Raw genomic sequence first — 13855 nt, 5'->3', positions numbered from 1 at the left:
ACCCCGGCACCGCACAGGAGGCGTTCATGGCCGATGAGGCGACCCTCAAGAAAATGGCCCTGGAATACGCGCGGCGGATGAACGCCGGTGATGTCGAGGCCGTATTGGAGCTGTTCTCGGACGACATCGTCTTCGAAGACCCGGTCGGCGCGCCCCCGCTCATCGGAAAGGACGCCCTTCGCGGCCATATCGCCTGGTCCATCGAATGCCAGGTGCACGAGACCCCGGGCCGTCCGGTCACCTCGATGGACGGCCGCAGGGTGGCGGTGCCGACCACGGTCACGGTGTACGCACCGGCGAAACTCACCTTCAGCATCATCGGCGTGATCGAACTCGGCGATGACGGTCTGGTCCATCACGCCCAGGCGTTCTGGGGCATCACGGATACGAAAGTGGGCGACGGCCCCGAACTCACCGGTGTCGCGCATTTCATGGCGGTCACCCAGAACCTCGCCAAGATGGTCCAGGCCAAGGGCAGCCCCAGTCCGATGTAAAAGGCCGTAAGCGGTGAAGGGACGAAAGCAGAACCATGACCGAACCCAAGCACGGAATCGTTCTGGGCGGAGGCTGGGCGGGAATGCTGGCTGCCCATGTGCTGGCCCGCCATCTGGAGCGCGTCACCGTCGTGGAGCGCGATGTGCTGCCGGACGGGCCCCGGCACCGTAAGGGGTCGCCGCAGGGACGCCACGTCCATGTGCTGTGGTCCAGCGGTGCGCGCATCGTGGACACACTGCTGCCGGGCATGATCGACCAACTGCTCGACGCGGGCGCCCGCCGGATCGGTTTCCATCAGGACCTGGTGACCTTGACGTCCCACGGCTGGCAACACCGCTTTCCACCGCGGCAGTACGCCCTGATGTGCACCCGCCCGTTCCTGGACTGGAAGGTCCGCGATCGCGTCCTGGCCACCGGGCGGATCGTCTTACGTCAGCGCACCGAGATCCTCGATCTGGTCGGCGACGCCAAACGGGTCTCCGGGGTCCGGGTGCGCGACATGGACACCGGTGCGCAGGAAGCGCTGGAGGCCGATCTGGTGATCGACGCCTCCGGCCGCGGCTCCCGGCTCCGGCACTGGCTGTCGGCACTGGAGGTGCCGCCGCTCGAGGAGGACATCGTCGATGCGGGCATCGCGTACGCCACCCGCGTCTACCAGGGGCCGCCGGGTGCCGCAGCCGGATTCCCCGCCGTCAATGTGGCCGCCGACCACCGGCTGCGCGAGCCGGGCCGGTTCGGGGTGGTGTATCCACAGGAGGACGGCACCTGGATGGTGACCCTGTCGTGCACCCGGGGCGCCGGACTGCCCGCGCACGACGACGACTTCCTGCCCTACGCCCGGACGCTGCGCCATCCGCTGGTCGCCGATCTCATCGACCTCGCGAAGCCGCTGACCTCGGTGGCCGTCTCGCGTGTCGGCGCCAACCGGCGACTGTATCCGGAGCGGCTGGACATCTGGCCGGAGGGGCTGCTGGTGCTCGGCGACGCGCTGGCCGCGTTCAACCCCATCTACGGCCATGGGATGAGCTCCGCGGCTCGTGCGGCCGCCGCGCTGGACACCGAGCTCCAGCGGTCCGGGACCGACGCGGGAGCGGCCCGCCGGGCCCAGCACGCGATCAGCGCCACCGTGGACGATCCCTGGATCATGGCCGCGTCCAAGGATGTGGAGTACGTCAACTGCCGGATGAGCACGACCGATCCGCGGCTGACCGGCGGGGCCGTGGCCCGGCAGCGCTTCTCCGATCTGATCGCCGACCGGTCGATCCGGTCCTCGGCGGTGTGTGATGTGGTGACCGATGTCATCAGCCTGACCGCCCCGCAGTCCGAGCTGGCGTCCAGCCGCTTTCTGTCGCTCATGCACAAGGACCGGGTCCTTCCGGAGCTCACCGAGCCGCCGCTGACCGCCGATGAGCTCGCGCTGGTGAACCTGACGCCGCGCAGCACGGTGAGTGCGGGCGGCTCATGAGCAACGAGGAAAAGCTCGTCGACTATCTCAAGTGGACCACGGCCGAGCTCCATGAGACCCGGCAGCGGCTGCGGGAGGTCCAGGCGGAGCTGGCGGAGCCGATCGCCGTCGTCGGCATGGCCTGCCGCTTTCCCGGCGGTGTGCGCACCCCGGCACAGCTGTGGGACCTGGTGGCCGACGAACGAGACGCCGTCTCCAGTTTCCCCACCGACCGGGGCTGGGACCTGGAGAACCTCTATCACCCCGATCCGGAGCACCACGGCACCTCGTACGTCCGGGCCGGTGGCTTCATCTATGACGCGGCCGACTTCGACGCGGAGTTCTTCGACATCGGTGCCCGGGAGGCAGCGGCCATCGAACCGCAGCAGCGAATGCTGCTGGAGCTGGCCTGGGAGGCGACGGAGAGCGCGGGCATCGATCCGCACACCCTGCGGGGCAGCCGGACCGGCGTCTACACCGGGGTGATGTACCACGACTACGCCTCGCGGCTGGACGAGATCCCCGAGGGCCTGCTGGGCCAGGTGGGCAACGGCAACGCGGGCAGTGTGTCCTCGGGCCGGGTGGCGTTCACCCTCGGTCTGCAGGGCGCGGCGGTCAGCTTGGACACCGCGTGTTCGTCGTCGCTGGTGGCGATGCATCTGGCGGCCGGATCGCTGCGCCGGGGCGAGTGCACGCTGGCGCTGGCCGGTGGAGCCGCCATCATGTACACCGCGAGCGTCTTCCAAGTGGGCTCCAGCCAGCGCCAGTTGTCCCCCGATGTCCGGTGTCGGTCGTTCGCGGACGCCGCCGACGGCATGGTGTACGGGGAGGGCGCCGGTCTGGTGCTGCTGGAGCGGCTGTCGGACGCACGGCGCAACGGGCATCCGGTGCTGGCCGTGATCCGCGGCTCGGCGATCAACCAGGACGGTGCCAGTACGGGCATGGCCGCTCCCAACGGCCCCGCCCAGCAGCAACTGATCCGCGACGCCCTGGCGGACGCCCGGCTGTCCACGGGGGACGTGGACGCGGTGGAGGCGCATGGCACCGGTACCGCCTTCGGCGATTCCATCGAGCTCCAGGCGCTGCTCGCCACGTACGGCCAGGACCGTCCGGAGGACCGGCCGCTGCTGCTGGGATCCATCAAGTCGAACGTCGGTCACACGCAGGCCGCCGCCGGAATGGCCGGTGTGATCAAGATGGTGATGGCGATGCGCCGGGGCGTGCTGCCGCGTTCGCTGCACATCGACCGGCCGACCCGGCTGGTGCACTGGCGCAAGGGCGCGGTGCGGCTGCTGACCGAGCGGATGGACTGGCCGCGAGTGGACCGGCCGCGGCGGGCCGGGGTGTCCTCGTTCAGTGCCAGCGGCACCAACGCCCATGTGATTCTGGAGGAGTTCACCGAACCGGCGGTGGAGCCCGCTGCCGACGACGGTGGCGCCCGCGACCCGGGAGTGGTGCCGTGGGTGCTGTCCGCGCGGGGCGCGGCGGCGCTGCGCGGACAGGCCCGTGCGCTGGCCGCGCATACGGCGGCGGCCGATCCGGGCCTGTCCCCCGCCGATGTCGGATGGTCGCTGGTGACCACACGGTCGTCCTTCGACCACCGGGCGGTCGTGGTCGGCCGGGAAATGGGCGAGCTGAGGGCGGGGCTGGCGGCGCTGGCGGCCGGTGAGCCGCATCCCTCGGTGGTGGGGCCCGAGGTGACCCGTACCGGCACGGCGGCGGCCTCGGTGGGCGGGACGGTGTTCGTCTTCGGTGGCGAGGGTGGCTGCCACCTGCCGGGGACGGGTTCCGAGCTGTACGACCGGTTTCCCGTCTTCGCCACCGCCTTCGACGAGGCCGGTGAGCTGCTGGGATTGAAGGGGGACCGCGACGCGTCCGCCCGGGAGGGGCTGTTCGCCCTCTACGTCGCACTGGCCCGGCTGCTGGCCTCGGTGGGGGTGCGCCCCGACGCGGTGGTGGGCTGTGGGGTCGGTGAGATCGCCGCAGCGCACATCGCCGGTGGTCTCGACCTCGTCCACGCCTGCCGCCTGGTCGCCGCCGGCACCGATCCGAGCACGGTGGAGTACGAGCGGCCGCCCCTGCCCTCGCTCGATGAGGCCGGTGCGGTGTGGGAGCTGGGTCCGGAGGCGATGCTGACCTCCGCCCCGGCGGCGCTGGTGCTGTCACCCTTCCGGGGCGACGGGGCCGAGGGGTCCGAAGGGTCCGAGGTGCGGGAGCTGGTGTGCGGCCTGGCCCGTATGCACACCATGGGCGCCACTGTGGACTGGGCCGCGCTGTACGACGGCGGTCCGGCTCCCCGCACCGTCGCCCTGCCCACCTATGCCTTTCAACGACAGCGCTTCTGGCTGGAGAACGAGGCTCCGGCGGATGCCGTGTCCCGGGTGGAGACCTGGGCGGACGCCGAGTTCTGGGATGCTGTGGCCCGTACGGACACGGCGACCCTGATCCGGGCGCTCGAGGTCCCCGCCGGCCGGCGCGATGTGCTCGCGGAGATCCTGCCCGCCCTGGCCACCTGGCGGCGGCAGCGGGAGTGGCGCTACCGCATCACCTGGAAGCCCCTCGCCGACCCGCCGACGCCACGGCTGACCGGCACCTGGCTGGTCGTGACGCCCGGCCACAGCGGGTCCGGAGACAGCAGTGGCGACGCCACGGTGGCCGCCGTGACCACCGCGCTGCGCGACCATGGTGCCGAGGCCCTCGTGTTCGCCCCGGACACCACACCACCGGACGACGAGACCCAGGCCCGGCAGATGTCCGAAGCCGTCGCCGGACAGCCGGTCACGGGGGTGCTCTCTTTGCCGGCAGTGGAGCCACCGACCGACGACAGGCGCAGTCCGGCGCTCGCTCCCACCCTCGACGTGTTCGAGACACTCCGGCGCGCCGGGATCGAGGCCCCGGTGTGGCTGGCCACCCGTGGTGGCGTCGGCGTCGACCTGGGCGATCCGATGTCCCGTCCGGAGCAGGCCCGGTTCTGGGGTCTGGGCGGTGCGCTGGCGATGGAGCGTCCGCGCTGGTGGGCCGGGCTGGTCGACCTGCCGGAGCGGTTCGACGACCGGGCGGGACGGCGGCTCGCGGCGGTCCTGGCCGGGGCGTACGGCGAAGCGGAGGTGGCCGTGCGCGGCGACAGCTGCTTCGCCCGGCGCTTGGTGCGCGACACCCCCACGGCCCTCACCACCCCTGCCCGACGGCTCCGGGGAACGGTCCTCATCACGGGCGCCGCCACCGCCCTGGCCGCGCACACCGCCCGCTGGGCGGCCGAGGACGGCGCCGAACACCTGCTGCTGGTCGACACCGCACCACCGGCCGCCGATCTGGTGGCCGAGCTGAGCGCCTCGGGCGTACGGGTGTCCGTGGCCACCGTCGATGTGGCGGATCCGGAGGCGCTCGCCACCGCGGTCGCGGGCATTCCCGCGGAGTTCCCGCTGACGGCCGTCCTGCATCTCACGGCACCGCTGGCCGCCGACGCGGGGCAGTTGGATTCGGCGCGGATCGAGGACGAGTGGGCGGCGACGGTGGCGGGCGCGGTGAACCTCTGCGCCCTCGGCAGCAGCCATGAGCTGTCCGCCCTGGTGCTCGGGTGCTCGATCGTGGGCGTCCTGCCCAGCCCGGGCCTGGGCAACCAGGCACCGGCCCACGCCTATCTGAGCGCGCTCGCGCAGGAGTGCCGGGCACGGGGCGTTCCGGCGACCTCGGTGTGCTGGGGTTCGATCGACGACCCCGACACGGCTGTCGGCGCCGCCAAGCAGCTCCGGACCAACGGGATGCCCGCACTGCCCCCCCGCTCGGCCGCCGCCCTGCTGCGGCAGGCGGTCATGGCGGACACGGCGTCCGTGGTCATCGCGGACATCGACTGGACCTGGATGACCGCACACGCCTCCGAGCTGGGAACGCATCGACTCTTCGATGACCTTTCCGGCCCTTCGGCCACGCCGCATACGCACCACGGTCGGTGATCACGCCGACCGGCCCCAACCAGGCGGGAGTACCGATGAACGCACACACCACCGTCAACAACCACACCCCCGGCGACACCGGCCCTCAAGGAGACGGATCCGCGATGCAGACGGAGAAGAGCGAGACCGCACTCGACGGGGCGGCGCTGCACCAGGCGCTCGCCATCGCCACGGCCGAGGAGCGCGAGGACATCCTGCGGGAGACCGTACGGACACAGCTCGCCGACATCCTGGCACCCGCCGTGGTGGACGACGACAGCAACTTCCTGGAGAACGGCCTCACTTCGCTGACCGCTCTCGAGCTCACCCGCAATCTGATGACGCTCACCGACGTGGAGATCCCCCTCGTCGCCATTCTGGAGTACCCCACCCCCGCGCAGCTCGGCCACTACCTCGCCGAGGCGTACGCCGCGGTCAACTCCGGTGACGGCGCCACGGCCTAGTCCGGCCCGCAGGGCACAACGCCGCGCGGGAGGGGGTTCGTCCCCCTCCCGCGCGGCGTTCTCCTGTCGGTGGTGCGCGGCTTCCGCAGATGTGTCAGAAAGCGCAGTCCACGTGTTTGATGGCCTCGACGAAGCTGGCCACCAGCCGCCGGGGCTCCCCCACCGTGCGGATCTCCGGCAGCCGGCTGAACAGCTCACGGAAGAGGACCGTGACCTCCATCCGGGCGAGATGGGCACCCAGGCAGAAGTGCGGGCCGACCGATCCGAAGGTCATATGCGGATTGGGGTCCCGGGTGATGTCGAACTGATAGGGGTCGGTGAAGACGTCCTCGTCCCGGTTGGCGGACCAGTAGAAGAGCAGCAGCTTGTCGCCCTCCTGGAAGCGGTGGCCGTTCACCTCGCAGTCCCGTTTGACGGTGCGGCGCATCCAGTTGATGGGGGTCGCGACCCGCAGGATCTCCTCGACCGCGCCCGGCGCGTAGGTCTCGAAGTCGGAGAGCAGCAGCTTCCGCTGCTCCGGATGTTCGGTGAGCAGCACCAGACCACGTGAGATCGCGTTACGGGTGGTCTCCATGCCGGCGACGACGAGCAGGATGAAGAAGGAGGAGAGCTCTTCGGGGCTCAGCCGCTCACCGTCGATCTGCGCCTGCACCAGCCGGGTGACCAGATCCCCGGTGGGGTTGCGGGTGCGGTCGGCGGCGAGCCGTGAGATGTAGTCGGCGAGTTCATGTGAGGTCTTCAGCAGGGCGGCGGTGGCCTGATCGGCCCGGGGAACGTATTCGGGGTCGAAGGTGCCGACGATGACATTGGACCGGTCGTAAATGAACTCGTAGTCGTCGCCGGGAATCCCCATCATGCCGCTGAGCACCGCGATCGGCATGATCGCCGCGACGTTCCGGACGAAGTCGCCCGGGCCGTCCGCGATGAGGTCGTCGACAATCTTCCGGGCCGCCTTTTGGGACGCCACCTCGAACTCGGCGGCCATTCCCCGGCCGAAGGCGCGGGACACCAGCCGGCGCAGCCGGGCGTGCTGGGGATTGTCCATATTGATCATCGAGCCGAAGAAGCTGTTGAACTCCTCCGGCAGATCGATGATGCTGATCGCGGTGGGCAGCGAGCCGAAGTCCTGCGGACGGCGGCTCACCTCGGCGATATCGGCGTGCCTGACCATCGCGTAATAGCCGGACCCACGCCCGAACCCGGGCATGACCGGCTCGCGGAAGAGCACGGGCTCCGGCCGCCGGCGCAGCGCCGCGAAGGCGGCGTCACGGTCGCCGTAGGGCTGGGCCCAGAAGGACAAGTCGGTGAGGTCGATGTTGTCGACATGAGCGAACCTCGATTCCGGGGGATACACAGCGCCTCACTTCGGCTCGGAGTCTGCGGTCGGTATAAGAGTTGCGTCGGTGTGGGAAAATGAATCGCCCGGCGGCCCAGCATCTCGCGTCCCGCTTAAGCGCCGCTAATCTGCGCAGACATCACATCCCCAGCGGTCGAATCGGATTGGGCGGCGCGGCTAGAATTCCGGCATGGATCTTTCCGTGCCCGTAACCGACGATGTGAAATTGCATTTCCGGCACCGGCCGGGAACGGCGTCGCTTCCCTTTCTCCTGGTCCACGGCATGGCCTCCAGCGCCCGGCTGTGGGACGAGGTCGCCGACCATCTGGCCGCCGCGGGCCATGCGGTGTACGCGGTGGATCTGCGCGGCCACGGAGACTCCGACACGCCGGAGACCGGCTACGACACCCCGACCGCGGTGGCGGATCTGGTGGCGGCGGCCGCCGCCCTGGGGCTGGACCGGGTGGTGGTGGCCGGTCACTCCTGGGGCGGCAATGTCTCGGTGCGGCTGGCCGCCGAGCACCCCGAACTGGTGGCCGCGCTGGCCCTCGTGGACGGCGGCTGGCTGGAGCCGGCCAAGGCGTTCGCCTCCTGGGACGCGTTCGTCGGGGCATTGCGGCCCGCGTCCCTGGAGGGCGCCACCGTGCAGAGCGTGAGCGACTACTTCCGCGCCATCCACCCGGACTGGTCCCCTGCGGCGATCGAGGCCGCGGTGGACACGATGCTGGTGAACCCGGACGGCTCGCTGTCCCGGCGCATGTCCACCGAGCAGCACATGTCGATCCTGCACAGCATCTGGAACGAGCCGCCGAGGCCGTGGTACGCGGCCATCACGGTGCCCACCCTGCTGATGCCCGCCATTCCCAAGGGCGCGGACGGGAAGTGGGCGGACCGCATCCGCTCCCGCATCAGGGAGACCACGGCCGATCTGCGGCACGCGACGATGCGGGAATATCTCGACTCCGAGCACGATCTGCACGCCCAGCGTCCGCGGCGGGTGGCCGACGATCTGCTCGACCTGGCCCGCGGCGTCCAGCCGGCCCTCGGCATTCGCTGACTGCCCGCGGTGCTCGCTGACTGCCCGCATGCGAACTCCCCGTACGGTCCGCGTACGGGGAGTTCGCATGTGCGGTGGTCGCGGGCGCGGGCCCGCGACCACCGGTCAGACTCCGAGTTCGCGGTCGATGAGGGCGAACACCTCGTCGGCGGTGGCCGCCGTCAGGTCCTCCTCGTCCGCCGGTCCGTCGGCCTCCTGGGCGGTGGCGGCGTACTTCCACACCAGGGCCTGCAACCGGTTCACCAGGCCGGCTCGCCGCGGGTCGCCGGTCGGCAGCCCGGCGAGTGCGGCCTCGACCTCGTCGAGGTGTCCGGACAGCGGATGGGCCTCGCCGGCCTCTCCCGGGTCCACCTCGGCCAGCAGATGGCGCGCCAGCGCCCGGGGTGTCGGATAGTCGAAGACCACCGTCGTCGGCAGGCTCAGCCCCGTGGTGGCGCGCAGCCGGTTCCTGAGCTCGACGGCCGCGATGGAGTCGAACCCCAACTCCTTGAACGGGCGGTCCGGCTCGACCGACTCCGGCGCCGGATAGTGCAGTACGGCGGCCACATGGGCGCGTACCAGCGCCAGCAGCCGCTCGACCCGCTCGTCCTCGGCCAAGGGGCCCAGCTCCCGCCGCAGCGCGGACGCCTCATCGGTGCCGGTGTCCTCCGCGGATCCCCGCGCCGCCTCGATGGCCTGGCGGGCGGCCGGGATGTCGTCGAAGAGCCTGCTGGGGCGGGCGAGGGTGAACAGCGGCGCGAAGCGCTCCCATTCCACATCGGCGATCGTGACGCGCGGATCGTCGTGATCGAGCACCTGGCGCAGCGCGGTCAGCGCCGGCCGTGGGTCCAGCGGGGACAAGCCCTGCCGCCGGGAGCGCTCGGTGTGCGGGGCCACCGGTCCGTCCGATGTGTCACCGTCGTACGGCAGATCCCACAGTCCCCACGCGATCGAGACGGTGGGGCGGCCGTCGGCCCGGTCGCGCTGTGCCAGCGCGTCGAGGCAGGCGGTGGCGGCCGCGTAGGAGCCGTGGTCCTTGCTGCCCCAGGACGCGGCGACGGTGGAGAAGTAGACCACGGTGTCCTCGGGGCCCATGCCGCAGAGTTCGTCCAACCGGCGCCCGGTGTCGGCGAGGTGGGCGCGGATCTCCTCGGCCAGCCGCTGCGGGGTGAGGTCCATCAGCGGGGCCAGTTCACCGGAGGCCGAGGTGTGGATGATCGTCCCGATCCGTCCACTCGTCTCCGCCACCCGCTCGATGAGGCGTGCGGTGCCGTCCCGGTCGGCGGGTGAGTGGTCCGCCATGGTGAGTCCGGTGCCGAGCGCGTCCAGTTCGGCCTTCAGCTCCAGTTCGGCTTTCGACTCCAGTTCGGCTTTCAGCTCCACGGCGCCGGGGTCGTCGCCACCTCCAGGGGCCAGCATCACGATGTGTTCGGCGCCGTCGGCGGCCAGCCGGCGGGCGACGTGGGCGGCGGGTCCGTCGGCGGTTCCGGTGATGAGCACGGTGCCCCGGGGCTTCCAGGTGCGCCGCGGGTCACGGCCGCCGATCGGGTCCGGGACCAGCCGTCGGCCGTACGCACCGGTCGGGCGCAGCGCCACCTCGTCCTCGCCGCAGGCCCCGGTGAGCACGGCGCGCAGCCGCTCCGCGTCCAGGGTGTCCGGGCTCGCGGGCAGGTCCACCGACCCGCCCCATCGATCGGGGTGTTCGAGGGCGGCCACCCTGCCGAGCCCCCACAGTTGGGCCTGGTGGGGCGCGTCCAGGGGGTCGGAGCCGTCGATGGCGACCGCGCCGCGGGTGGCACACCACAGGGGGGCCGCGACGGCGGCGTCCACCAGCGCCTGGAGCAGGGTGAGCGTGCCGGTCAGGCCGGGGGTCACGCCGGGCAGCGGTGGCCGCGCGTCGTCGTCCAGGGCCAGCAGCGACAGTACGCCGGTCGGTGGCGGCTCCTCGGCCCACCGGGAGCGCAGCAGCTCGGCGAGCTCCTCCCGGTCGGTGTCCTCGACCAGCTCCAGCCTGTGCACCTGGCCGCCGTCCCCGCCCAGCGCCCGTACGCAGGCGTCCGTCCAGCCGTCGGCGGCGCCCTTCGGGTGGACCACGAGCCAGGAGCCCGCGGCGGCCGGGGCGGCGTCGGGGCGGGCCGCCACTCGACGCGGTAGCGCCAGGAGTCCACGGCGGAACGCTCACGACGGCCGCGGCGCCATGTGGAGAGCGCGGGGAGCACGGTGCCCAGGGAGGTCCGGTGGCCGGTGTCGTCCGGGAGGCTCAGCGTCTCGGAGAGCGCGCTCAGGTCCTCTCCCTCCACCGCGGCCCAGAACCGGGACTCCTCCTCGTCCGCCGGGGACTCGGTGGCGAAGGACACCGAGTCGGCCAGCCAGTACCGCTCCCGCTGGAAGGCGTAGGTGGGCAGGGCGACCGTGCGCGGGGTGGCGGGGCCGGTGGGGTGGAGGGTGGTCCAGTCGACCGCGACGCCCGCGGTGAAGGCCAGCGCGAGGGACTCGATCAGCCGCGCCCGGCCGCCGTGGTCGCGCCGGAGCGTGGGTACGGTGACCCCGTCGGCCCCGGCCTCCTCGAAGCTCTCCTGCATTCCGACGGTCAGTACGGGATGGGTGCTGCTCTCGATGAACACACGGTGGCCATCGGCCAGCAGCGCCTGGACGGTGTCGGCGAACCGCACCGGCTCCCGGAGGTTGCTCACCCAGTACGCGGTGTCCAGCCCGGTGGTGTCGATCCGGCGGGCGGTGACCGTGGAGTAGAACGCCACCGCCGACGCGACCGGCCGCACACCCGCCAGGGCCTCCGCCAGCTCGTCGGCGATCTCGTCCACCTGGGGGCTGTGCGAGGCGTAGTCCACCTCGATCGGCCGGGCCCGGTCGCCCGCCTCCTGACATGCCGCCACGGCGTGCGCCACCTGCTCGGGCGGTCCGGAGATCACCGTGGAGGAGGGGCCGTTGACCGCCGCCACGCCGACGGCCGCCGTCTGGTCGCCCAGATCGGCCAGCAGCTTCCCGGCCCGCTCCCGGCTCACTCCCAGGGAGGCCATCGCCCCGCCACCGGCCAACCGCCGCAACGCCTTGCTGCGCAGCGCCACCACCTTGGCGCCGTCCTCCAGCGACAGCGCCCCGGCCACCACGGCCGCCGCGATCTCGCCCTGGCTGTGCCCGATCACCGCCCCGGGACATACGCCGTGTCCCACCCATACCGCGGCGAGCGACACCATCACGGCCCACAGGACGGGCTGCACCACATCGACGCGGCCCAGGTCGGCCGCCCCGTCGGCACCGCGCAGCACATCGGTGAGGGACCAGTCGACGTACGGCGCCAGGGCCCGTTCGCACTCCGCCACTCGGGTCGCGAACACGGGCGAGGCGTCGAGCAGTTCGGCGCCCATGCCCGCCCACTGCGAGCCCTGGCCGGGGAACACCAGCACCGGGCCCAGGTGCCCCGCCACGGCGGCGCCACCGGGGTGGACCAGGTCCGGGTGCGTCCCGCCGGTGGCCAGCGCCTCCACGGCCGCCATCAGCTCCTCGCGGGTCTCGCCCACGGCCACGGCCCGGTGGTCGAACACCGATCGGGTGGTGGCCAGTGACCAGCTCACATCGGCGATGGACGGCCCGGGATCGGCAGCCATCCGCCGGGCGAGTGCCGCCGCCTGCCCCCGCAGGGCCTGGGCCCCACGGGCGGACAGCACCCAGGGCACCACTGCCTCGGCTGCGGGCGTGGCGGGCTCCGGCCGGTCGGAGGGGCTGGGCTCGGGGGCCTGTTCCAGGATCAGATGGGCGTTGGTGCCGCTGATCCCGAAGGAGGACACCCCGGCCCTGCGGGGTCGCTCACCCCTCGGCCACGCCACCGGTTCGGTCAGCAGCCGTACCCCGCCGCCTTCCCACTCCACATGCGGGGTCGGCTCGTCGATGTGCAGGGTGACCGGCAGCGTCTCGTGCTGGAGCGCCATCACCATCTTGATGACACCGGCCACACCGGCGGCCGCCTGGGCATGGCCGATGTTCGACTTGAGCGACCCCAGCCACAGGGGCCGTTCACCGGGCCGGTCCTGTCCATAGGTGGCCAGCAGTGCGTGTGCCTCGATCGGATCGCCGAGGGAAGTCCCCGTGCCATGGGCCTCCACCGCGTCGACCTGGTCGGCGGCGAGGCGCGCACTGGCCAGCGCCTGACGGATCACCCGTTCCTGCGATACGTCGTTGGGCGCGGTCAGACCGTTGCTGGCACCGTCCTGGTTGATGGCCGAGCCCCGGATCAGGGCCAACACCCGATGCCCGTGGCGGCGTGCGTCGGACAGCCGCTCCAGCAGCACCAGGCCGACGCCTTCGGAGAAGCCCGTGCCGTCCGCGGCCGACGCGAAGGACTTGCAGCGGCCGTCCGGGGCCAGCCCGCGCTGCCGGGAGAACTCGGCGAAGGCGGTCGGAGTGGTGAGCGCGGTGACCCCGCCCGCGAGTGCCAGATCGCATTCGCCCTGGCGCAGCGCCTGGCTCGCCAGATGCATCGCCACCAGCGACGACGAACACGCCGTGTCCACCGTCACCGCCGGACCCTCCAGGCCGAAGGTGTACGCCACCCGGCCGGAGACCACACTGGTGAGGCTGCCGGTGGTGGCATAGCCCTCGAAGCCCTCGGGGACGCGGGGCATCCGGGACATATAGTCCTGGCTGGACACGCCCGCGTACACACCGGTCCGGCTGCCCTTCGCCGTCACCGGGTCGACCCCCGCGCGTTCGAACAGCTCCCAGGCCACCTCCAGCAGCAGCCGCTGCTGTGGATCCATCGCCAGGGCCTCGCGTGGGCTGATGCCGAAGAATTCCGCGTCGAAGCGGTCGGCGCCGTCCAGGAAACCGCCGTGCCGGACGTAGCTGGTACCGGGGTGGTCGGGGTCGGGGTGGTAGAGGCCCTCCAGATCCCAGCCCCGGTCGGTGGGGAACGCGGTGATGCCGTCGCCACCGGAGGCCACCAGCTCCCACAGTTCCTCGGGGCAGCCGACACCACCCGGATAACGGCAGGCCATGCTCACGATGGCCACCGGCTCCTGGGATCGCTCCTCCATCTCGCGCAGCCGCTGACGAGCCTGCCCGAGATCCACCGTGACCCGCTTCAGATACTGGCGGAGTTTCTCTTCCGTACCCGACATCAGTCCTCACTCA

Annotated in this window: 7 protein-coding genes and 1 pseudogene; 5 read left to right on the top strand and 3 right to left on the bottom strand. The window is 71.7% G+C overall.

The window, feature by feature from the left end:
- Positions 1-26 precede the first annotated feature (26 nt).
- The 4 genes and pseudogenes from BLV72_RS34650 to BLV72_RS34635 all read left to right on the top strand — a co-directional run bounded on the left by BLV72_RS34650 (position 27) and on the right by BLV72_RS34635 (position 6335).
- Positions 27-494, top strand: coding sequence for a nuclear transport factor 2 family protein (locus BLV72_RS34650; protein ID WP_093467322.1), 468 nt, complete (start codon positions 27-29; stop codon positions 492-494).
- A gap of 35 nt (positions 495-529) precedes the next feature.
- Positions 530-1960: an NAD(P)/FAD-dependent oxidoreductase gene (locus BLV72_RS34645; RefSeq protein ID WP_093467320.1), complete on the top strand. Its 1431-nt coding sequence runs from the start codon at positions 530-532 to the stop codon at positions 1958-1960.
- Positions 1957-5640, top strand: a pseudogene (locus BLV72_RS34640) (type I polyketide synthase); the annotation flags it as partial. The gene BLV72_RS34645 and the pseudogene BLV72_RS34640, both read left to right, overlap by 4 nt.
- A 287-nt stretch (positions 5641-5927) precedes the next feature.
- Positions 5928-6335, top strand: a complete 408-nt coding sequence (locus tag BLV72_RS34635; protein ID WP_093467317.1) for an acyl carrier protein — start codon at positions 5928-5930, stop codon at positions 6333-6335.
- Positions 6336-6429: 94 nt separating this feature from the next.
- Here the strand turns inward: BLV72_RS34635 and BLV72_RS34630 are convergent, their stop codons facing one another.
- Positions 6430-7689: a cytochrome P450 gene (locus BLV72_RS34630; RefSeq protein ID WP_093467316.1), complete on the bottom strand. Its 1260-nt coding sequence runs from the start codon at positions 7687-7689 to the stop codon at positions 6430-6432.
- Positions 7690-7861: 172 nt separating this feature from the next.
- On the opposite strand from BLV72_RS34630, the gene BLV72_RS34625 reads away from it, so the two are divergent.
- On the top strand, positions 7862-8728 hold the full coding sequence (locus BLV72_RS34625) for an alpha/beta fold hydrolase (protein WP_093467314.1): 867 nt from the start codon (positions 7862-7864) through the stop codon (positions 8726-8728).
- Positions 8729-8833: 105 nt separating this feature from the next.
- Here the strand turns inward: BLV72_RS34625 and BLV72_RS50385 are convergent, their stop codons facing one another.
- Positions 8834-10207 carry a beta-ketoacyl reductase gene (locus tag BLV72_RS50385; protein WP_244321468.1) on the bottom strand — a complete coding sequence of 458 codons (1374 nt, stop codon included), beginning with the start codon at positions 10205-10207 and terminating at the stop codon, positions 8834-8836.
- A 371-nt stretch (positions 10208-10578) separates the two neighbouring features.
- Positions 10579-13842 carry a type I polyketide synthase gene (locus tag BLV72_RS34620; protein ID WP_244321149.1) on the bottom strand — a complete coding sequence of 1088 codons (3264 nt, stop codon included), beginning with the start codon at positions 13840-13842 and terminating at the stop codon, positions 10579-10581.
- Between the last annotated feature and the right edge of the window lie 13 nt (positions 13843-13855).

Source organism: Streptomyces melanosporofaciens (assembly GCF_900105695.1).
GTDB classification, from domain to species: Bacteria; Actinomycetota; Actinomycetes; order Streptomycetales; family Streptomycetaceae; genus Streptomyces; species Streptomyces antimycoticus.
This window is presented reverse-complemented; position numbering and strand designations above follow the sequence as displayed.

Excerpts from the sequence above, each read along its gene's own strand:
- BLV72_RS34650 (WP_093467322.1), top strand. The coding sequence starts at position 27 with ATGGCCGATGAGGCGACCCTCAAGAAAATGGCCCTGGAATACGCGCGG.
- BLV72_RS34645 (WP_093467320.1), top strand. The coding sequence starts at position 530 with ATGACCGAACCCAAGCACGGAATCGTTCTGGGCGGAGGCTGGGCGGGA.
- BLV72_RS34635 (WP_093467317.1), top strand. The coding sequence starts at position 5,928 with ATGAACGCACACACCACCGTCAACAACCACACCCCCGGCGACACCGGC.
- BLV72_RS34625 (WP_093467314.1), top strand. The coding sequence starts at position 7,862 with ATGGATCTTTCCGTGCCCGTAACCGACGATGTGAAATTGCATTTCCGG.
- BLV72_RS34620 (WP_244321149.1), bottom strand. The coding sequence starts at position 13,842 with ATGTCGGGTACGGAAGAGAAACTCCGCCAGTATCTGAAGCGGGTCACG.